Source organism: Streptomyces sp. NPDC005574 (assembly GCF_040605435.1).
Taxonomy (GTDB): Bacteria; Actinomycetota; Actinomycetes; order Streptomycetales; family Streptomycetaceae; genus Streptomyces.
Window position 1 is genome coordinate 1 of sequence record NZ_JBEXCW010000034.1, and the last position, 20124, is coordinate 20124.

The following is a 20124-nucleotide window of genomic DNA, read 5'->3' on the forward strand; positions in this document are numbered from 1 at the left end:
ATCGACAGGTCGTAGCGGGGCCAGTATTCACAGCAACGGACAGGCACACACGGCCTGTACGGCCAACAGAGCCTGATGGGGAGACCTACCAATGTCCCGACGTATCGCTGTGTCCGCTCCCGTGGCCGTCGTTGTCGTGTGGGACGGTGCCCTCGTCGTCGCCGAAGCGGCCGCGGATGCCGGTGGCCCTGCGCGGACCGCCGTACGCGGACCGCCGTACGCGGACCGCCACGGGCGGGAGCGCCGCGTGCGGGGTTCAGACGGTGTCGGGCTCGGACAGGCCCGGCCAGTCCTCCGGGCCGCCGCCCTGCCACTCGACGAAGTCGCTCTCCTCCACCTCGACGCGGTCGAGGTCCGCCATCCGGAGGATCTCGACGACGTCGTCGAGGTGGGAGGCGATGCCGAGGACCGTGTCCCCGGACGTGACCCGCCGGGAGCCGTCGAGGGCCGGCGGGTGCACCACGATGCGCGGATGCGGCGTCGGTTGTCCCATGTGTTCAGGGTGCTGCGGACGCGGCGGTTCCGCACCCCGGGCCGTCCGGAACGTGCCCGGGCAGCGGTGAGCGCCTGACACGGAACCGTCCGTGCCCGGCGCTCGTCTGCGGTCTGCGGTCTGCGGTCTGCGGTCTGCGGTCTGCGGTCTGCGGTCTGCGGTCTGCGGTCCGCCGTCCGCCGTCCGCCGTTGCCGGCGACGGCTTCGACCGCGGCGGTCGCGACGGGACCGGCGCCGCCCTTCCCTCAGGTCGAAGAAGGAGGCACCGGACCCTTCGCCACCGCACTGGCTCACGCGCCGCCGCGGTCTCATCCGGCCCGCGCCGCTCCGGCGACCACCCCTCATCCGGGTCGCACGGCTTTGCGCGGGCCGCGCGTACGGCGTCCCGGCCGTCCTGAGCGGACGGCCGGACGCGTACGCGGTCCGGGCCTCACCGATCCAGCCGCCGGTGCCGCCCGCGGTGGGGCGGGACCGCTCGGAGCGGTCGAAGCCGCCGCCCGGCCCGCGGTGCGCGGACGGGGCGGGGGATCGGTGCGGTTGGTGCCGGGCGGCGCCGTCGCCTGGGCGCGACAGGACAGATGTCAGCGGCGGCGCCGCCCGGGGTCTCGGGGGTGAGGTCAGAGCTGGGCGCCCGACAGGCGCTCCACGCCCCTCAGCAGGGCGGAGTGGTCGAGGCCGCCGTCGCCCTGGGCGCGCAGTCCGGCCACCAGCTGGGCGACCACGGCGCCGACCGGCAGGGCCGCGCCGACGTTGCGGGCCGCGTCGGTGACGATGCCCATGTCCTTGTGGTGCAGGTCGACACGGAAGCCCGGCCGGAAGTCGCGGGCGAGGAAGTTGTCCTTCTTGCGTGCCAGCACGGTGGAGCCGGCGAGGCCTCCGCCGAGCACGTCCAGGGCCGCCTTCAGGTCCACGCCCGACTTCTCCAGGAAGACCACCGCCTCCGCGCACGCCTGGATGTTGACGGCCACGATCAGCTGGTTGGCGGCCTTCACGGTCTGGCCGGAGCCGTGCGGGCCGCACAGCACGATGGTCCTGCCCAGCGCCTCGAACAGCGGCCGTGCCGCGTCGAAGTCGGCCTGCTCGCCGCCGACCATGATCGACAGCACCGCCTCGACCGCTCCGGCCTCACCGCCCGACACCGGGGCGTCCAGGACGCGGATGCCCCGGTCGGCGGCGGCCTCCGCGAGGTCGACGGAGGTCCGCGGGGTGATCGACGACATGTCGATCAGCAGGGTGCCGGGCCTCGCGTGGGCGAGGATGCCGTCCGGGCCGTAGGCGACGGCCTCCACCTGCGGGGAGGCGGGAACCATCGTGACGACCACGTCGGCGTCCCGCACGGCCTCGGCGATCGAACCGGCCGCGGTGCCGCCGGCGGCGGTCAGCCGGTCCAGCTTGTCCCGTTCCAGGGTGTATCCGGTGACGTCGTAGCCCGCCTTGACCAGGTTCTCCGACATGGGGGAGCCCATGATGCCGAGACCGATCCAGGCCACCTTGGGGAGGTTGTTGCTCATGAGAGTGCCTCTCTCGCTTCTGTCACGCGTGTGACGGGTGCCGGTGGGTGCCGCTCAGCGCGCGGCTCGGGCGTCGGCGGGCAGCCAGTCGAAGGCGTCCGCGCTCGGGCGGTCGCCGGGCTTGTACTCCAGGCCGACCCGGCCGTCGTAGCCGGCCTTCCGCAGCAGGCCGAGCAGGTCGGCCAGGGGGAGCGTGCCCGTGCCCGGTGCGCCGCGGCCGGGGCTGTCGGCGATCTGCACATGGCCGGTGACCGGCGCGTACCGGTCGATCACCGACGGCAGGTCCTCGCCGTTCACCGCCAGGTGGTAGAGGTCCATCAGGAACCGCGCGTTGCCCAGGCCGGTGGCCCGGTTGACCTTCTCCACGACGCCGACCGCGGCCGGCGCGCTCACCAGCGGATAGTGCGGCGACTCGGGCCGGTTGAGGGCCTCGACCAGCAGGACCGCCCCGACCCGGTGGGCCGCCCGGGCCGCGAGGACCAGGTTCTCCAGCGCCAGCGCGTCCTGCTCGGCCGGGTCCACGCCCTCGACGCGGTTGCCGTACAGGGCGTTCAGCGCCGTACAGCCGAGGGAGCGGGCGAAGTCCGCGGCCACGTCGATGTTGGCGCGGAACCGGTCCGACTCCTCGCCGGGGACCGACAGGGCGCCGCGGTCGGGGCCGGGCAGCTGTCCGGCGTAGAAGTTCAGGCCCGTGAGCTGGACGCCCGCGTCCTCGACCGCCTTCCTGAGGGCGTCGAGTTCCGGGCGCCCGGGCGTGGGGGAGTCGACCCAGGGCCACCACAGTTCGACCGCGGTGAAGCCGGCCGCTCCGGCTGCCGCGGGGCGCTCCAGGAGCGGGAGCTCCGTGAAGAGGATCGACAGGTTGACGCTGTAGCGCCGGTCTGCGGCTGTGCTCGATTCGGGACCTGGCATCGGGGCCGCGCTCCTTCCGTGCCGAGACGTGCCGGACGGTTCACAGCCCGTCCGCCGATATTCCGTATAGTGGAAGTTGGTTTCTGTCTATTGGAAGATTGTCGTCGGCTGCCGGAGCTTGTCAAGAGGGGTCGGCGGAATACGGCGGCGCGCGTTAGGTTGTGCGCGTGCGATTGAGAGTGGAGTTCACGACCGAGCCCTTCGACCTGGACGAGGCGCCCGCGCACGCGGTGGTGGCCCGCGAGGTCGTCGAGGCCGCCGAGCTGGACGCGGTGGACGTCGGCCCGTTCGGCAACACGGCCGAGGGGGGCGCCGACGCCGTGCTCGGCGCCGTGGACACACTGCTGCGCCGGGCTCTGGAGGCGGGCGCCACCCGCATCTCGCTCCAGCTGAACGTGGTCGGCGAGGACGCGCGGTGACCGGCGCCGCGGAGGAGCACTTCATCGCCGCGGTGAAGCCGCTGGTCGACGCGATGGGCGGGGAGCTGCTCGCGCCCGACGAGGCCGGCCCCGACGACGTGGTGCTCGCCTGGGAGGGCGCCGACGTGGTCGCCGTACGGCTGCCGCAGCTGGCCGACTCCCTCGACCACATCCTCGTCGCCATGGAGCGCAGACAGGGCAAGCCCCTCGCCGACCTGGACCGCAAGGCCAAGCAGGAGGTCGTACGGATACTCGAGGCCCGGGGCGCCTTCTCCGTACGGCACGGGGTGGAGACCGTCGCGGGAGCGCTCGGGGTGAGCCGCTTCACCGTCTACAACTACCTGAACCGCGAGAAACAGGGCTGAGCGCGGCGGGCCGGGTTTGTTACCCGGAATTTTCAACAAACTGTTGACTCCGTGTCGCGGAGGGGCGTTAGCTGTGCGCAGCCCGTTCAGCACGAAGGCCGTTCGCGGCCACGGAGGCTCCCGTGACGTCGACTTCCACGCCCCCGGGTCTGGCCCGGTTCAACGCGCTCGGGGAGTCAGCTGCCCTGGCCGCCCTCCGCGAGGCGTGCGCCTCCACCACCTGGGCGAAGCGACTGCTCGCCGCCCGCCCCTACGCCACCACGGAGGAACTCCTCGCCGCGAGTGACAGCGCCATGACCGGGCTGAGCGACGAGGACCTGGCCGAGGCCATGGCCGGCCATCCGCCGATCGGCCGCCCCAGGCCCGGCGACCCGGCCTCGGCACGTGAACAACGCGGCATGGCCGGCGCCTCCCCGAAACTCCAGGCCGAGATGCTCGAACTGAACCTGGCCTACCAGGAGAGATTCGGCCATGTCTTCCTCATCTGCGCCACCGGCCGGACCGGCGAGCAGATGCGGGACGCGGCCAGGGAACGGCTCGGCAGCACGCCGGAGCGGGAGCGGGAGACCGTCCGCACCGAGCTGGGTCTGATCAACCGTCTCCGCCTGGCCCGACTCGTCGAGGAGGACGCCCGACCATGAGCACCGCCACCACCGCCTCCGTGTCCACGCACATCCTGGACACCAGCGTCGGCCGCCCCGCCGCCGGTGTCGCCGTCCGCCTCGCGGCCCGTGACGGCCGCGACGCCGGATGGCGGAAGCTCGGCGGCTCCGCGACCGACGCGGACGGGCGGTGCAAGGACCTGCCGGCCCTGCCGGAGGGCACGACCCACGTACGGCTCGACTTCGCGGTGGAGCCGTACTTCGACCAGAAGCAAGCCGATGCGCAGCAGGACGCCCCCGCGAATCGGGACAGCGGTGCCGGCGCGGTGTTCTTCCCGGAGGTGGCGATCACGTTCGCCGTCGAGCCGGGCGAGCACTACCACGTACCGCTGCTGCTCAACCCGTTCGGCTACTCCGTATACCGAGGGAGCTAGCAGACACATGGCAGACAATTCCCGGACCGGCCGCCCCGTGATGCTGGGTCAGAACCAGTACGGCAAGGCCGAGAACCGGGTCGTGAAGATAACCCGGGACGGCGCCACCCACCACATCAAGGACCTGAACGTGTCCGTCGCGCTCAGCGGCGACATGGAGGAGGTCCACTACTCCGGCTCGAACGCCAACGTGCTGCCGACCGACACCACCAAGAACACGGTGTACGCGTTCGCCAAGGAGCACGGCATCGAGTCGGCCGAGCAGTTCGGCATCCGTCTCGCCCGGCACTTCGTGACCTCGCAGGAGCCGATCAGGCGGGCCCGCGTCCGGATCGAGGAGTACGCCTGGGAGCGGATCGCGACCTCGCGGACGGACTCCGGGCCCGCGCGGGGCGAGCACTCCTTCGTCCGCCAGGGCCGCGAGACCCGGGTCACGCAGGTCACCTACGACGGCTCGTCGTGGGAGGTCGTCTCCGGGCTGAAGGACCTGGTCGTGATGAACTCGACCGACTCCGAGTTCTGGGGCTACGTCAAGGACAAGTACACGACCCTTCCGGAGGCGTACGACCGCATCCTGGCGACCCGGGTCACCGCCCGCTGGCGCTTCAACTGGTCCGACGACCGGCGGGAGACGCCCGACTGGGAGGAGTCCTACGACAGGACCCGCGAGCACCTGCTCCAGGCCTTCGCGGAGACGTACTCGCTGTCCCTCCAGCAGACGCTGTACCAGATGGGCTCGCGGATCATCGACCACCGCGACGAGATCGACGAGGTCCGCTTCTCGCTCCCGAACCAGCACCACTTCCTGGTCGACCTGGAACCGTTCGGCCTGAAGAACGACAACGAGGTGTACTTCGCCGCCGACCGGCCCTACGGCCTGATCGAGGCCACCGTCCTGCGGGACGGCTGCGAGGCGAGGATCCCGGTGGACCTCACCAACCTCTGAGCCCCCTCTTTCGGCACCCGTGGCCGGGGAGGGGCCTCCCCGGCCACGGCACTCAAAACTCCCGGGGTCCTGCCGTGCCCTCCGCACCGAGCCCACTGAGTGAAAAGGACGCATCATGGCAGCACCCCAGCGGACCGTGATCGAGAACTGTGCGATCGCGACCGTCGACGCCCACGACACGGAGTACGCCTCCGGGCACGTCGTCGTGGCCGGCAGCCGTATCGAGTCGCTCGGCGCGGGCAGGGCACCCGGGGACCTGGAGAACGTGGGACGCCGTATCGACGCCTCCGGGCATCTGGTCACCCCGGGACTGGTCAACACCCACCACCACTTCTACCAGTGGATCACCCGGGGCCTGGCCACGGACCACAACCTCTTCGACTGGCTCGTCGCGCTGTACCCGACCTGGGCGCGCATCGACGAGCAGATGGTGTACGCCGCCGCCCAGGGCTCCCTGGCGATGATGGCCCGCGGCGGCGTCACCACCGCCATGGACCACCACTACGTCTTCCCGGAGGGGGCCGGCGACCTGTCCGGCGCCGTCATCCGCGCCGCCCGCGAGACCGGTGTCCGCTTCACCCTCGCCCGCGGCTCCATGGACCGCAGCGAGAAGGACGGCGGTCTGCCGCCGGACTTCGCCGTCGAGACCCTCGACGGCGCCCTGGCCGCCACCGAGGCGACCATCGACGAGCACCACGACCCCTCCTTCGACGCGATGACCCAGGTGGCCGTGGCCCCCTGCTCGCCGTTCTCCGTCTCCACCGAACTGATGCGGCAGGGCGCCGAACTGGCCCGCCGCAAGGGCGTACGGCTGCACACCCACGGCTCGGAGACCGTGGAGGAGGAGAAGTTCTGCCACGAGCTGTTCGGCATGGGCCCGACCGACTACTTCGAGTCCACGGGCTGGCTCGGCGAGGACGTGTGGATGGCGCACTGCGTCCACATGAACGACTCCGACATCGACGCCTTCGCCCGCACGAAGACCGGTGTGGCCCACTGTCCGTCGTCCAACGCCCGGCTCGCGGCCGGCATCGCCCGCGTCCCCGACCTGCTCGCCGCCGGCGTCCCGGTCGGCCTCGGCGTCGACGGTACGGCCTCCAACGAGTCCGGCGAACTCCACACCGAACTGCGCAACGCGCTCCTCGTCAACCGCCTCGGCCCCCACCGCGAGTCCGCGCTCACCGCCCGTCAGGCCCTGCGCCTGGGCACCTACGGCGGCGCCCAGGTGCTGGGCCGCGCACGGGAGACCGGTTCCCTGGAGCCGGGCAAGCTCGCCGACCTCGTGCTGTGGAACCTCGACACGCTGGCCCACTCCTCCATCGCCGACCCGGTCAGCGCGCTGGTCCTCGGCGCGGCGGCCCCCGTCACGGCCTCCTTCGTGGGCGGCCGTCAGATCGTCGAGAACAACCGTCTGCTGCACGTGGACGAGGACGCCATCGCCCGCTCCACCCGGGCGCAGGCGCGACGGCTGGCGGAGATCGCCGCCCGCTCCTGAACCCCCGCCCGTCGCCCGGCGCGAACTCCGTCGCGCGGCAGGCCACTTGGACTCCGGTCGGGAGGGACGGCTTCCGGCCGGTGGCCGTGGACCCGGACCGGGTGCGCGGCGGCCGTTCCCGGGGCGCGTGTGGACGCACGCGCCCCGGCACGGTCCTGGACCCCCCTTCTCCCCGCCTTCCGCTCCCTTCCCGCCCTCGGTTCACGCCGGGGCGGCGGCACCCCCTGCCCACCCGCACCACCTCCTTGACACCCACGTCAGAGCCGACGTGCCACCGACCGGAGGAGCCGCAGTGGCCATCCACCCCGTTGACGAGAAACTCCCTGTCCTCAAACTGGTGACCAGCGGCCTCCAGCACGTGGCCGCCATGTACGCGGGCGTCGTCGCCCCGCCCCTGATCGTCGGCGCGGCCGTCGGCCTGACCGGCGCCGAACTCACCTTCCTCACCGGCGCCTGTCTGTTCACCGCGGGCTTCGCCACCTTCCTGCAGACCCTCGGGATCTGGAAGATCGGCGCCCGGCTGCCCTTCGTCAACGGCGTCACCTTCGCCGGCGTCGCCCCCATGACCGCGATCGCCGCCGCCACGCACGACCGGGCCGACGCCCTGCCGGTGATCTTCGGCGCCGTGATCGTCGCGGGACTCCTCGGCTTCCTCGCCGCCCCCGTCTTCTGCAAGGCGGTCCGCTTCTTCCCGCCGGTCGTCACCGGCACGGTGATCACCCTCATCGGCGTGTCCCTGCTGCCCGTGGCCTTCGGCTGGGCGCAGGGCCCCGACCCCGCCGCGCACGACTACGGGTCGACCACCAACCTGGGCCTGGCCGGCGCCACCCTGCTGATCGTGCTCCTGCTGCGCCGGTTCACGCGCGGCTTCGTCCGGCAGATCGCCGTGCTGCTCGGCCTGGTCGCCGGCACGGTCGTGGCGATCCCCTTCGGCGCGGTGGACCTCGCACCCGTCGCAGGCGCGGACGTCGTCGGCTTCCCCACGCCGTTCCACTTCGGCGCCCCGCAGTTCCAGCTCGCCGCGATCCTGTCGATGTGCGTGGTGATGGTGGTCTCGATGACCGAGTCGACCGCGGACATGCTCGCGCTGGGCGAGATAGTCGAACGCCCCGCGGACGAGCGGACGATCGCGGCCGGACTGCGCGCCGACACCCTCGGCTCCGCCCTCAGCCCCCTCTTCAACGGCTTCATGTGCAGCGCCTTCGCCCAGAACATCGGACTGGTCGCCATGACCCGTGTCCGCAGCCGGTACGTCGTCGCGGCCGGCGGCGGATTCCTCGTGCTGATGGGGCTGTGCCCGGCGGCGGCCTCACTGATCGCCGTCGTACCGCGCCCGGTGCTCGGCGGCGCGGGGGTGGTCCTGTTCGGGTCGGTCGCGGCCAGCGGCATCCAGACCCTGGTGCGGGCGGGCCTGGAGAAGGGCGACAACGTGCTGGTCGTGGCCGTCTCGCTCGCCGTCGGTCTCATCCCGATCGCCGCGCCGGACTTCTACCACGCGTTCCCGCAGACCGCGCGGATCGTGCTGGACTCGGGCATCTCGACGGGCTGCCTGGCGGCGGTCCTGCTGAACCTCGTCTTCAACCACCCCGGCGCGGAGCCGGCCGGGCTCGCGGCCACGCCCGAGCCGCTGCCCCTGGCTCCTCAGTCGATCCTGTAAAGGTCCCCGTACACCCGCCACTTCAGCGGCGGGTCCAGGTCGAGGTTGCCCGCGGCCAGGAACACCCGCTGGGCCGTCTCGACCCGGCTCACGTCACTGTGGGCCGCCTCCTGCCGCATCGCCCACACCCGGGCGTCGAGGAAGGCGTGGAGATACGCCGTCTCGTCGCCGCCGTCCGCCGGGGTGGCCGCGAGGCCCCGGGCCCGGCGGCGGATGCCGCCGAAGCTGACGTCGTCCGTACCGGGGCCGTGCATGACCATGGCGTCGAAGCAGACGAACTGGCCGAGCGTCCCGAGGCCGTCCTTCCTGGCGCGGGCGACCGCCGGGTCGAAGTACACCCGGTCCCGTACGTCGCGCTGGGCCGCGCGGAACCCGGGCGTGCCGGCGGCCTTCCGCCAGGCGGCGGTGAAGTCCGGGTCGAGACCCTCGTGGGAGTCGGTGCCGTCCACCGCGCGCAGCGCGGGCAGGAAGCCCGCCAGCGGGTTGTCCGGGACGTGCTCGGTGTACAGCTCGACCAGGGCGAGCATGTCGCTCGTCCCGGAGCAGAAGCCGATGATGCCGCCGGTGTAGCCGCGGCCGTCGCCGATGTCCTCGATGTAGCGGTACTGCGCCTTCCAGTCCAGCGAGGAGTTCTCCGCGCTGGACACCAGCCGCATCGCGAGGTCCTTCTTGTCCGGCGCGCCGAGGCCGGGCTCGGGAGCCGCCTCGGCGGACGGCCACCGGGCGACGAGCCCCGTGGCGCCGAGCGCACCGAGGGCGGCGAGCAGGGTGCGGCGGGCTGGAATGGGCACGTCACCTCCGGTGGTGGCGGGTGAGTCGGGGCCGGCGGGGTCCGGCGGCCGCGGTCACAGTCCGAACAGGCTCGCGTCCGTGGCGAGTTCCTTGAACCGGCTGCGCGGGTCCGCCACCAGTCTGCGTTCGCGGAGGTCGAGCAGGCCGCCGACCGAGGTGAGTTCCGCGGCCGGCGTGCCGTCCGCCTTGCGGATGCTCTGCTCGATCCGGAAGGTCTTGCCGCCCGCCCAGTCGAAGACGCAGGTGACGTCCACCTCGTCACCGGCCAGCAGTTCCCGCCGGTAGCGGATGGTCGTCTCCAAAGCGACCGGGCCCACGCCCTCGGCGGCCAGCGCGGCCTGGCTGATGCCCGCCTCCCGCAACAGCGACCAGCGGGCGTGCTCCGCGTAGTTGATGTACACGCTCTGGTTGACGTGACCCTGCACGTCGGTCTCGTAGCCGCGGACGGTGATCCGCACGGAGAACGGCTCGCTCACGGTGTCCCCTTCTCGATGTCTTCGATGTCTTCGAGGTCTTGGAGGTCTTCGACGTCTTGGAAATCCTGGAGGTCTTTGCGGTTTTCGATGTCCGCATCGGCGTCCGAGTCGATGTCCGGGTTGCCGCCGGCGGTCGGTCCGGCGCCGACGGCCGGTCCACCGATCTTGGCACGCGCGTCACGCCCGGCGCGGGGAAGCCAGCAGATATCGAGCGCGCGTACGAGGGTCGGTGTGCTCGCCGGTCTGCCAGCCCGCCTTCTCCAGGGTGGCCGCGCAGGCCCGGAGCGTCTCGCCGTCCGGTCCGCGCACGGCGACGGCCTCCGGCTGCGGGGTCGCCCGCACCCGGTAGCCCTCGGTGTCCCCGCCCGCGGGGAGATGACCGGCCGCCTCCAGGGCGAGCGCGGCCGCCTGCACGAGATGGGTCCGCTCCCAGCCGCACGGCAGGTCCGTGGCGCCGTCGGGACGGGTCATCCGGCGCAGTTCGATCAGGCCCTGCCAGGCGCTGTGGACCTCGCGGACCCGGGCGGGGCCCGCGGCGGGGGCGTCCTCCTCGCCGCCGACGCGGGCCGTGAACACGCCGCTCGCCGCGGGCGCAGGCTCGGTGGGCGGCGGGGTCCGCGCGGGCTCCTCGCGGATCCGGTGTCCGGCCGGTGTCAGGAAGTGGTCGTGCGGCGGCCGGGGGTGCCGGAAGGCGAGCCCGTGCCGAACCAGCGCGGCGAGCTGCGCCTGCGCGCCCCGCAGCCGCCCGGTGACGGGATCGGCGGCGTCGATGACACGCCGCTGGGCGGCGGTCGGCGGTCGTGTCACGGCGCTCCTCCCCGGCGGACGGCCTGCTCGCGGGGCCGCCCGCTGCGCGGGGACCGGCCCTCCTCGAAGACTACGACGCCGCTCTGACATCCCCGCGGGACCCGTGAGCCACCCCTATGATCCCGGCCGCAGGTTCCAGCCGGCGATCACCGGGCGCCCGTGCTCCGTGCCCAGCCGGCACACCGTGCCCGTCGCCAGCTGGAACAGCGCGCCCGCCGAGGGAGGCAGCCCGAGCCGTCGGGCGGTGAGGACCCGCAGGAAGTGTCCGTGCGCCACCAGGACGACGGCGTCCTCCGTGTTGTCGAGCGCCGCGTCCGCCCGGGCCAGCACCCGGTCGGCGCGCTCCCCGACCTGTTCCGGGCTCTCCCCGGGATGCTCGGGCGGTCCGGGTGTGACCCCGTCGGTGAACAGGAACCATCCCGGCCGCTCGCGCTGGATCTCGGCGGTCGTGACGCCCTCGTACCCGCCGTAGTCCCACTCGACCAGGTCCGCGTCCACGCGGGCCCCGTGCAGGCCGACGAGTTCCGCGGTCTCGCGCGCCCGGCGCAGCGGGCTCACGAAGACTGCGCCGATGCGGTGCGAGCGGATCAGCGGTACCAGCCGGCGCGCCTCCTCCCGGCCGTCGTCGGTCAGCGGGATGTCCGTGGAGCCGGTGTGCCGCCCGGACCGGGACCACTCGGTCTCGCCGTGCCGGACCAGGAAGAGATCACCCATGTCTCACAGGCTACGAGGCCCTTCCTGCCGGTACCCGCCGAGGAACCGCCCGATCCGCCCGATCGCCGCCTCCAGGTCGTCCGCGTGCGGCAGGGTCAGGATGCGGAAGTGGTCGGGGGTCGGCCAGTTGAAGCCGGTGCCCTGGACCACCTGGATCTTCTCCCGGAGCAGCAGGTCCAGGACGAACTTCTCGTCGTCGTGGATGCGGTGCACCTTCGGGTCCAGCCGGGGGAACGCGTACAGGGCGCCCTTCGGTTTCACGCAGGACACCCCCGGGATCTCGTTCAGCTTCTCCCACACCACGTTGCGCTGTTCGTGCAGCCGGCCGCCCGGGGCGGTGAGCTCGGTGATGGACTGCCGGCCGCCGAGCGCCGCCTGGATGGCGTACTGGGCGGGCGCGTTGGGGCACAGCCGCATGGAGGCCAGCATCGTCAGGCCCTCCAGGTAGTTGCGCGCGTGCTGCTTGGGGCCGGTGACCACCAGCCAGCCCGAGCGGAAGCCGGCGACCCGGTAGGTCTTCGACAGCCCGCAGAAGGTCAGGACCACCAGGTCGGGGGCGAGCGCGGCGGCCGAGTGGTGCACGGCGCCGTCGTACAGGATCTGGTCGTAGATCTCGTCGGCGAAGACCATCAGGCCGTGGCGGCGGGCGAGGTCGAGGATGCCCTCGACGATCTCCTTCGGGTAGACGGCGCCGGTGGGGTTGTTGGGGTTGATGATCACGACGGCCCTGGTGCGGTCGGTGATCTTCGCCGCCATGTCGTCCAGGTCCGGGTACCAGTCGGCCTGTTCGTCGCAGAGGTAGTGCACGGCCTTCCCGCCGGCGAGGGTCGTCACCGCCGTCCAGAGGGGGAAGTCGGGGGCGGGGATGAGGATTTCGTCGCCGTCCTCGATGAGCGCCTGTACGGCCATCGAGACCAGCTCGGAGACGCCGTTGCCGAGGAAGACGTCGTCGACGTCGACCTCCAGGCCCCGGTCCTGGTAGCGCTGGGCGACCGCCCGGCGGGCGGAGAGGACGCCCCGCGAGTCGGTGTAGCCGTGCGCCTGCGGGAGCATGCGGATCATGTCCTGGATGATCTCCTCGGGCGCCTCGAAGCCGAAGAGCGCGGGGTTGCCGGTGTTGAGGTGGAGCACGCTGTGGCCCGCCTCCTCCAGCGCGTTGGCGTGTTCGATCACCGGGCCGCGGATCTCGTAACAGACCTCGCTGAGCTTGCTCGACTGCCGGAACTCCATGCGCTGCGCCCTCCGGTACGTGGTGTTGCTTGGTTTTACCAAGTTCGAGCTTGGAAAGTCCAACAACTTGTCTAGACTGCGCTCCATGTCACCTCGCCGAAGCTACGACCAGTACTGTTCCGCCGCCCGTGCGCTCGACGTCGTCGGTGACCGCTGGACGCTGCTCGTCGTGCGCGAACTCCTGGCCGGCCCGCGCCGCTACACGGACCTGCACGCGGACCTGCCCGGCGTGAGCACGGACGTACTCGCCTCCCGGCTCAAGGACATGGAACGCGACGGCCTCGCCACGCGCCGCCGGCTGCCGCCGCCGGGCGCGGCCACCGTGTACGAACTCACCGCGCGCGGACGGGATCTGCTGCCGGTGCTCCAGGCGCTGGGAGCGTGGGGACAGCCCGAACTCGGCGAGCGCCGGCCCACGGACGCGGTGCGCGCGCACTGGTTCGCGCTGCCTCTGCTGCGGGTCCTGGAGGGCGAGGGCCTCGTCGAAGTCCGCCTCGACGAGGGCGAGTTCCACCTCCGCCTCGGTGAGACGGAGGGCCCCGTCTACGGCGACGGCCCCGCGCCCGCGGAGCCCGACGCCCGCCTCGTGCTGGACGTCGACACGTGCACGGCCGTCGCCCGGGGCGAGTTGAGCGTGCGGGACGCCGTGCGCGCCGGCCGGATCGAGGTGACCGGCGACGGCACACCGGCCAAGGCGCTGCGGGAGGCGTGAGAAAAGGCAGAAGGCCCGCCGGTGGCGGGCCTTCTGATGGTCGGTCAACTCGTGCGCGGCAGGGTGCTCACGCGCCCGGTGGTACCCGGCGCGGCCGTCCCGAGCCGCGGGTCAGGGCGTAGCCGCCGATCCCGGCGAGCGCGGCCAGCACGCCGCCGATCCCGGTCCACACCCAGCGGTCGGACCACCAGCCGGACGACCAGCCGCCGTCCGGTTCGATGCTCGACAGCACGGCGGAGGACGAACCCTTGTCTTCGGCGTCCTCGGCCCCGGACTTGACCGCGACACCGGGGACCAGCGGCTCGGCCAGCGAACCGTCCACGGCCGCCGAACCGCCGATGTCCTTGGAGTCGACCCGTACCTCGGTGCCGACCGTCAGGCCCAGGTCGGACGTCGGCAGGTTCACGACCGTGAGCCGGACGTAGTACGTCCCCGGCAGCGGATCGTCGGCCCAGGGCTCGGACCAGGCGCGGACCGTGCGCAGGACGCACGCCAGCTCCACCGAGGACGTGCCCTGCGCGGCGGTGCGCGTCTGCGCCCCGTACTGGCAGGCCTGGCGGCGGCGCAGACCGTCGTAGACGTCGATCTGCCAGGTCTCGGCGGCGTGCGTGTCCGGCAGCTTCACCGTCGCCTTCACCGTGGGCCGCTGTCCGGCGTCCGCCGGGAACGACCAGTACAGGTAGTCGCCCGCGGAACCGTTCGCCGTCGCCGGCTGCCCCTGGTCGATCTCGGTCGCCGTACGGAACGACGTACCCGCCGCGGTCGGCGCCGAGCTGTCGCCCGACGCGCTCGGTGACGGCGAGGAGTCGGCCGCCGCGGGTCCCGCGGCCAGGCCGAGCGCCAGCAGGGCCGCGCTCAACACTCGGGTGTGTCGCATCAGTTGGTCCTCCAGACCGCGAACCGCCAGCGCGAGAGCCAGCCCCACAGGACACCGGCGAGGAAGCCGGCGAGGATCAGGGCGCCGAGCAGCCACCAGCCGCGGCCGAGGCCGAAGGAGGCCACGTCGCTCGCCTGGGACGGGCCGTCCACCACGTCCACGGTCAGCTCCAGCGGCAGACCCGGCGTGGCCTTCACACCGGAGGCCGCCGAGAAGGAGTTGGTGACCTGGAGGCACACGGTCTCCGCCGCCGCGTCCTCGTCGTCGCTGTCCGCCTTCGGGTAGCGCAGGCCCGTCGAGACGACGTCGGTGCGGCCGGTGCCGGCCGCCTCCCCGCGCACGATCTCCCGGCCGTGCACCGTGACCGCCCGCAGCAGCACCCCGTAGTCGGGGTGCACCGCCCGGTCCGCGCCGACGCTCACCGAGGCGCGCACCTCCTGGCCCGGCTCGACGTCCACGCGGTACCAGCGCTGCTGCCCGAACTCCTCGCGGTCGGTGTACAGGCCCGACTTGAGCGTCGGCGCCTGCGCGCAGGCCGTGGCGCCCTCGGTGGCCACCGGAGTCACCACAGGGTCCGCCGCCCGGTCCACCAACTGGTTGACGCGGTCGGTGAGTTCGTCGGTGTGCTCGACCGAGGTGTAGGTGCCGCCGGTCGCCTCGGCGATGCAGCTGAGCTGCTTGCGCATGGTGGTGTTCGGCACCAGGCCGAGGGTGTCGATGGTGAGGCCGATGCCCTTGGCCGCGATCTCGCGGGCCACCTCGCACGGGTCGAGCGGGGCGCAGGTGTCCTCGCCGTCGCTGATCAGCACGATGCGCTTGGAGCCGTCGCCGCCGTCGAGGTCGCCGGCCGCCTTCAGCAGCGCGGGGCCGATCGGCGTCCAGCCGGTGGGGGAGAGGGTGGCCACCGCCGTCTTCGCCTCGGTGCGGTTCAGCGGTCCGACCGGGTAGAGCTGCGCGGTGTCCTTGCAGCCGGTCTTCTGGTTGTCGCCGGGGTAGTTGGCGCCGAGGGTGCGTATGCCGAGCTCGACCTCCTCGGGCGTCGCGTCGAGCACCTCGTTGAACGCCTGCTTCGCGGCGGCCATCCGCGTCCCGCCGTCGATGTCCCGGGTCCGCATGGAACCGCTCACGTCGAGCAGGAGGTTGACCTTGGGTGCGGTCTCGCCGGTGGGCTCACCGGCGACCGCCGCGGCCGGGAAGGAGATCCCGGCCGTCAGGGCGGCGAGCAGGGCGCACACTCCCGCCGCCAGCCGTTGTGTTCTGATCATCGGCGGATCCTATTGATCAGAGGTGTCGGGCTCCAAAACGAGCCGTCACAGCAGGGGGTTGGGCAGGCCGGCCCACTGGTCCCCCGGGGCCCCCGGCGACAGCCGCATCAGTGTCAACGCCTTGGCGGGCAGCGGCTCTTCGAGCAGTGCGAGAAGATCGGGAGTACGCGGCAGATCCGGTACGGCCGTCTCCAGCGCCGCCCGCAGGGCCGCCGCCGAACCGGCCGTGGCCGCCAGCGCGCCCGCCACCAGGGAGCCGAACAGCTTGCGCCGCAGGGCCGTTTCGTCGTCCGTGACCAGACGCCCGGTCAGCTCGGGCACCGGCACCCCGTGCCGGGCCAGCCGGGCCGGGCTGACACGGATGTCGGCCAGGTCGCGGTAGACCAGGCGCAACGGCTCGCCCGCCGGGGACAGCACGACCAGCAGGTTCTGGCCGTGCGCCTCCAGAGCCACCCCCAGATCCAGCAGCCGCAGCCCCACCGTGAGCGCCAGCCGGGCGAACCGGGCGAGCCAGCCGGGGGAGGCGGGCAGCCCGGTTCCGGCGAGTGCCGCCACCGGCACGACCCGCTCGCCCGGCGCCGCGTACACCCCGGGCGACTCGCGCCACACCGCGGCCAGTTCGGGGGAGCCGGCCGTGGCGGCGCCCAGGGTGCGGGTGACGTGCAGCAGCCCGCCCGTGCGGGCCGCGAGCGCCTCCGCGAAGTCCGACAGGGTGGCGGACAGGACGATCGAGTAGACCGAGATGTCCCGCACCGAGGACGTCAGCCGGGCGCTGAGCGCGGTCTTGACGTGCCGCCCGCCGGACAGGGCGAGGGTCCGCAGCGACATCAGCGGATGCGCGGAGGGGCCCGGCTCACAGGGCAGTTTGAGCACGTGCTCCACCTGCCAGGGATGCACCGGCAGCAACAGCCGCCCACCGTCACGCAGTTCCTCGGGCCATGCGCCGCTCACCACGCAGCTCCCGGCCGGCACCGGTACCAGACCGAGCCGCACGACCGGCCCGTGCTCGGGCCCGTAGGCGAGCTGCTCGGCGACCGAGAACCCAGGCCGGGAACGGCAGTTGGGGTGGTAGGGGTGCCCGTCGACCACCCGCTGCTCCCACACCCAGTCGTCCACCGGCCACCTCTCGGCGCCCTCCGCGTGTCCGGCCCGCGACAGGGCCAGCGAGGCGACGCTGTGGCCCAGTTCGGCGGCGAAGCCGGCGCCGTGCGCGACGGCCAGGGCGGTCGTCAGCCGCGCCGGATCGTCGTACTCCACGCCGTCCAGCCCTACGGCGGCCACGTACGCGGCGGTGGCGTAGGGGTCCGCGGGCGGGCCGTGCAGACGCCGTCCGTCCGCCAGGCGCACGGTGAGCCCGTCCCTGCCCCGCTCCCGGCCCGCCACCCACGGCAGGGGTTCATGGGCCAGGGCCCGCCACAGCCGGGTCAGCACCGCCGCCCGGGCACCGGCCAGCTCGGCCGCGTACCGTGACACGAGGGCGGGACGTACGGCGGCCAGTTCCTCGGCGACCTCGGCCTCGGCGGTGGGGGGACGGTGCACGGTCGGGCTCCTCGGGGACGGCTGCGGTGCCAGGTCGGGGGGTGACGGCAGACATACTGATCATCTCCGCCCGAACGGACCGTGGAAAACGAGTGAAGCGCGTGGTTCTCATCCCCCCGCCCGCGGGTGACGCCGCGGTGAGCCCGGACGTCACCGAGCGCGCCGACGCCTACGCGGCCGCGCCGCTGCTCAACTGTCTGCTGCGAGAGGTGGCCGAGCCGCTCTCCCACGCCGGTGACCTGCACGTGTACCGGCTGCCCGGCGGCCGGCTGCTCAGGGTCCGCGGAGAGCGGCGGCCCGCCGCGCCGGAGCTGCGCACCCCGGACGGCTGGCAGCGCCTCGGCCACCCGGAACTCGTACGACTCGTCGCCGCGGAACTGCGCCGGCACAGCGGCCTGTCCAACCACGAACTGCTCGCGGAGATGACCGACAGCCGGGCCGCGGTGGCCGCGCTGCTCGCCGCCCGCGCCCGCACGAGTGAACCGGACGACCCCTACCTGCGCTCCGAGCAGTCCCTCCTCACCGGCCACCCGCACCACCCGGCCCCCAAGGCGCGCGGCGGCGGCCCCGCCGCCCGCTGGCTGCCGTACGCCCCCGAGGCACGCGCGCACTTCCCGCTGGTGCTCCTCGCGGTGCGCGAGGACACGGTCACCGAGGAGGGCGACACCTCGGCCCTGGACGCCCTCGGCGAGGCCCCGCCCGGCTACCGGCTGCTGCCCGCCCACCCCTGGCAGCTGGAGCTCGCCGCCCGGGAACTCGCCCCGGCGTTCGCGGACGGCCGGCTGCTGACCCTCGGCACCACCCCGTTCCCCACCTGGCCCACCGCGGCGATCCGCACCCTGTACGTGCCCGGACGCGACCTGTTCCTCAAATTCAGCCTCGACGTGCGCATCACCAACGACATCCGCCGCCTGTGGCGCCACGACCTGCTGCGACTGCGCCGCACCGACGCGGCGGCGAGCGCCGCCCTCGCCGCCGCCGACGGATCGGCCGCCTGGCTGAGCGACCGCGGCCACCGCACCGCCGACTTCGCCTTCGAGGCCCTCGCCGTCCTGGTCCGCGACGGCTTCCACCGCCACCTGCTGCCCGGTGCGACACCGCTGCTCGCGGCCGGCCTGGTGGAGGGCTTCGCGGGCAGTCCGCCGGACGGCCGGCAGGATCCGGCGGCCTGGTGGGAGGCGTATCTGGCCCAGGTGGTGCCGCCCGCGATCACGGCCTTTGCCGAGCACGGCGTCGTACTGGAAGCACACCTGCAGAACACGCTGGTCGCCGTCGACGCAGACGGGATGCCGGTGCAGGCGCTGTTCCGGGACGCCGAGGGCGTCAAGCTGCTGCCGGAGATCTCCCGGGCGGCCGGCTGGGAGCGCCTGGTGTACTGCCTGGTCGTCAACCACCTCACCGAGGTCGCCGCCGCCCTGGCCGAACGCCACCCCGGCCTCGACCCCTGGCCCGCCGCCCGCCGCGCCCTGGGCCGCCACGACCTGCCCGAGACCGCCGCCCTGCTCACCTCGCCCACCCTGCCCGGCAAGACGAACCTGCTGCTGCGCTGGACAGGAGCGGACGGCGCCGCCGCCCGCTACCTCCCCCTCCCCAACCCGCTGGCCGGTTAGGAGCCGTCCGGCCGACCCCACCAGGAGGCTCAGCTCTGCCGCGCCGCCGCTGCCCCGAGCCGGACGCCGACGGCGACGAGGCCGGCGGGTCGCCGCCAGGGCGCGGGGGCGGGGGCGGGGGCGGTGGCGGGGGCGTCGCTCTCGTCCCCCGTGAGAGCTACCCCCGATGTCCTCCCGAGGGCGATGCCCCGCGCGTCGCCGTCTTCATAGTGTTCCGGCAGTACCGCGGCCACCGGGCCGCAGGCCGTAGAAGAGGAACACCATGTCGCGGACATCGCTGCCGGGCGTACGCCAACTGAAGCATCTGTTCTCGCAGAGTCCGTTCTCCCCGACGCGCCCGGTGCGCTCGCCGGGCGTGCGCCTGGGGCTCATGGTGGTGCTGTTCCTCGTGGTCCTGGCGCTGGCGTCCGGGGTGCGGTCCGTGGCCGGAAGCGGGCCGGTGCCGGCCGTTCTCGCCGGGGCCGTGGTCGCGGTGGGCGGACTGGCGGCCTACGCGGCGGCCGTCCGGTTCCTGGAGCAGCGTGCCGTGGCGGAGCTGGACCCGGCGGCGGCGCTGCCCGAGCTGCGGTCCGGCGCTCTCGCCGGAGTGGGTCTCTTCACCGCCACACTCACCCTGATCGCCGTGTTCGGCACGTACGGCACCGCGTCCGGGGATTCGATCGGCGGGATGACGGCCGTGGCCGGGATGATGGCGGGCGTGGCCGTCACGGAGGAAGTGCTGTTCCGGGGGGTCGTGTTCCGCCTGGTCGAGGAACTCACAGGAACCCGGGCCGCGTTGGCCCTGTCGGCCGTGCTGTTCGGCGCCCTCCACCTGGTCAACGAGGGTGCCACGGTGTGGGGTGCCCTCGCGATCGCCGTCGAGGGCGGTCTGCTGACGGCCGCGGCCTACGCGGCCACCCGCTCGCTGTGGACGCCGATCGGCATCCACTGGGGCTGGAACTTCGTCAGCGGGGGCGTCTTCGGTACCACCGTCTCCGGTGACGACACCACTCCGGTGGGCTTGGTCCGCGGAGTCGTCACGGGCCCCGAGGCCATCACCGGGGGCGGCTTCGGACCGGAGGCCGGCATCTTCTCCGTCCTGGTGTGCACCGTGGCCACCGTCTGGTTCCTGCGCACGGCCCGGCGCCGCGGTCACCTGTACGACCGCGGTCAGCTCCGCGCCTCCCGCGCCGTCCCCACGGAGTCCTCGCTCTCCTGACGGACGAACGGACGACCCGACCTCCCTCTCCCGCCGCTGCTCCGGCCGTTCTCCGGGGGAGGGGTTCATC

The 20124-nt window shown here is 73.1% G+C and carries 21 protein-coding genes; 10 read left to right on the forward strand and 11 right to left on the reverse strand.

Annotated elements, in window-relative coordinates; translation table 11 throughout:
- Positions 1-256 precede the first annotated feature (256 nt).
- The 3 genes from ABZT03_RS22210 to ABZT03_RS22220 form a co-directional block, all read right to left on the reverse strand.
- A complete protein-coding gene (locus ABZT03_RS22210; protein ID WP_356041823.1) occupies positions 257-493 on the reverse strand; it encodes a hypothetical protein in 237 nt (78 codons plus the stop codon).
- Positions 494-1110: 617 nt separating this feature from the next.
- A complete protein-coding gene (locus ABZT03_RS22215; protein WP_356041825.1) occupies positions 1111-2004 on the reverse strand; it encodes a 2-hydroxy-3-oxopropionate reductase in 894 nt (297 codons plus the stop codon).
- A gap of 54 nt (positions 2005-2058) precedes the next feature.
- The gene (locus ABZT03_RS22220; RefSeq protein ID WP_356041827.1) at positions 2059-2916 is read right to left on the reverse strand and encodes a TIM barrel protein; all 858 of its coding nucleotides are present in this window, start codon (positions 2914-2916) and stop codon (positions 2059-2061) included.
- A 167-nt stretch (positions 2917-3083) separates the two neighbouring features.
- Between ABZT03_RS22220 and ABZT03_RS22225 the strand changes: the two genes are divergently transcribed.
- The 7 genes from ABZT03_RS22225 to ABZT03_RS22255 all read left to right on the forward strand — a co-directional run bounded on the left by ABZT03_RS22225 (position 3084) and on the right by ABZT03_RS22255 (position 8834).
- Entirely contained in the window at positions 3084-3335 is a 252-nt protein-coding gene (locus tag ABZT03_RS22225; RefSeq protein WP_356041829.1) for a hypothetical protein, read from the forward strand.
- Positions 3332-3700 (forward strand): helix-turn-helix domain-containing protein, encoded by a 369-nt coding sequence (locus ABZT03_RS22230; RefSeq protein WP_356041831.1) that lies wholly within the window; start codon positions 3332-3334, stop codon positions 3698-3700. The genes ABZT03_RS22225 and ABZT03_RS22230 overlap by 4 nt, the downstream gene beginning before the upstream one ends.
- 122 nt (positions 3701-3822) lie before the next feature.
- Positions 3823-4341, forward strand: a complete 519-nt coding sequence (gene uraD / locus ABZT03_RS22235; RefSeq protein ID WP_356041833.1) for a 2-oxo-4-hydroxy-4-carboxy-5-ureidoimidazoline decarboxylase — start codon at positions 3823-3825, stop codon at positions 4339-4341.
- The gene (gene uraH / locus ABZT03_RS22240) at positions 4338-4736 is read left to right on the forward strand and encodes a hydroxyisourate hydrolase (RefSeq protein ID WP_356041835.1); all 399 of its coding nucleotides are present in this window, start codon (positions 4338-4340) and stop codon (positions 4734-4736) included. The genes uraD and uraH overlap by 4 nt, the downstream gene beginning before the upstream one ends.
- Before the next feature lie 7 nt (positions 4737-4743).
- Complete coding sequence (gene pucL, locus ABZT03_RS22245; RefSeq protein ID WP_356041837.1) at positions 4744-5682, forward strand: factor-independent urate hydroxylase; 939 nt, start codon at positions 4744-4746, stop codon at positions 5680-5682.
- Positions 5683-5797: 115 nt separating this feature from the next.
- On the forward strand, positions 5798-7177 hold the full coding sequence (locus ABZT03_RS22250; protein WP_356041839.1) for an 8-oxoguanine deaminase: 1380 nt from the start codon (positions 5798-5800) through the stop codon (positions 7175-7177).
- A 292-nt stretch (positions 7178-7469) separates the two neighbouring features.
- Positions 7470-8834 (forward strand): nucleobase:cation symporter-2 family protein, encoded by a 1365-nt coding sequence (locus ABZT03_RS22255; protein WP_356041840.1) that lies wholly within the window; start codon positions 7470-7472, stop codon positions 8832-8834.
- On the opposite strand, the gene ABZT03_RS22260 is transcribed toward ABZT03_RS22255, so the two are convergent.
- The 5 genes from ABZT03_RS22260 to ABZT03_RS22280 form a co-directional block, all read right to left on the reverse strand.
- Positions 8819-9625: a chitosanase gene (locus ABZT03_RS22260; protein WP_356041842.1), complete on the reverse strand. Its 807-nt coding sequence runs from the start codon at positions 9623-9625 to the stop codon at positions 8819-8821. The two genes, ABZT03_RS22255 and ABZT03_RS22260, sit on opposite strands and share 16 nt — an antisense overlap.
- A gap of 54 nt (positions 9626-9679) precedes the next feature.
- Positions 9680-10102: an acyl-CoA thioesterase gene (locus tag ABZT03_RS22265; RefSeq protein ID WP_356041844.1), complete on the reverse strand. Its 423-nt coding sequence runs from the start codon at positions 10100-10102 to the stop codon at positions 9680-9682.
- A gap of 177 nt (positions 10103-10279) precedes the next feature.
- Positions 10280-10909 carry a hypothetical protein gene (locus ABZT03_RS22270; RefSeq protein ID WP_356041846.1) on the reverse strand — a complete coding sequence of 210 codons (630 nt, stop codon included), beginning with the start codon at positions 10907-10909 and terminating at the stop codon, positions 10280-10282.
- A gap of 114 nt (positions 10910-11023) precedes the next feature.
- Positions 11024-11623: a histidine phosphatase family protein gene (locus ABZT03_RS22275; protein WP_356041848.1), complete on the reverse strand. Its 600-nt coding sequence runs from the start codon at positions 11621-11623 to the stop codon at positions 11024-11026.
- A 3-nt stretch (positions 11624-11626) separates the two neighbouring features.
- A complete protein-coding gene (locus ABZT03_RS22280; protein WP_356041850.1) occupies positions 11627-12853 on the reverse strand; it encodes a pyridoxal phosphate-dependent aminotransferase in 1227 nt (408 codons plus the stop codon).
- Positions 12854-12938: 85 nt separating this feature from the next.
- On the opposite strand from ABZT03_RS22280, the gene ABZT03_RS22285 reads away from it, so the two are divergent.
- Positions 12939-13565: a helix-turn-helix domain-containing protein gene (locus ABZT03_RS22285; protein WP_356041852.1), complete on the forward strand. Its 627-nt coding sequence runs from the start codon at positions 12939-12941 to the stop codon at positions 13563-13565.
- Positions 13566-13632: 67 nt separating this feature from the next.
- Here ABZT03_RS22285 and ABZT03_RS22290 read toward each other — a convergent pair whose 3' ends face one another.
- From ABZT03_RS22290 to ABZT03_RS22300, 3 genes are read right to left on the reverse strand one after another with little or no spacing between them, the layout of a single operon-like run.
- On the reverse strand, positions 13633-14442 hold the full coding sequence (locus ABZT03_RS22290) for a hypothetical protein (protein ID WP_356041854.1): 810 nt from the start codon (positions 14440-14442) through the stop codon (positions 13633-13635).
- Entirely contained in the window at positions 14442-15707 is a 1266-nt protein-coding gene (locus ABZT03_RS22295) for a VWA domain-containing protein (protein ID WP_356041856.1), read from the reverse strand. The genes ABZT03_RS22290 and ABZT03_RS22295 overlap by 1 nt, the downstream gene beginning before the upstream one ends.
- 45 nt (positions 15708-15752) lie before the next feature.
- The gene (locus ABZT03_RS22300; RefSeq protein ID WP_356041857.1) at positions 15753-17246 is read right to left on the reverse strand and encodes an IucA/IucC family siderophore biosynthesis protein; all 1494 of its coding nucleotides are present in this window, start codon (positions 17244-17246) and stop codon (positions 15753-15755) included.
- A 101-nt stretch (positions 17247-17347) separates the two neighbouring features.
- On the opposite strand from ABZT03_RS22300, the gene ABZT03_RS22305 reads away from it, so the two are divergent.
- A complete protein-coding gene (locus ABZT03_RS22305) occupies positions 17348-18856 on the forward strand; it encodes an IucA/IucC family protein (protein WP_356041859.1) in 1509 nt (502 codons plus the stop codon).
- 262 nt (positions 18857-19118) lie between these two features.
- Positions 19119-20054, forward strand: a complete 936-nt coding sequence (locus ABZT03_RS22310; protein ID WP_356041861.1) for a CPBP family intramembrane glutamic endopeptidase — start codon at positions 19119-19121, stop codon at positions 20052-20054.
- The last annotated feature ends 70 nt before the right edge of the window (positions 20055-20124 follow it).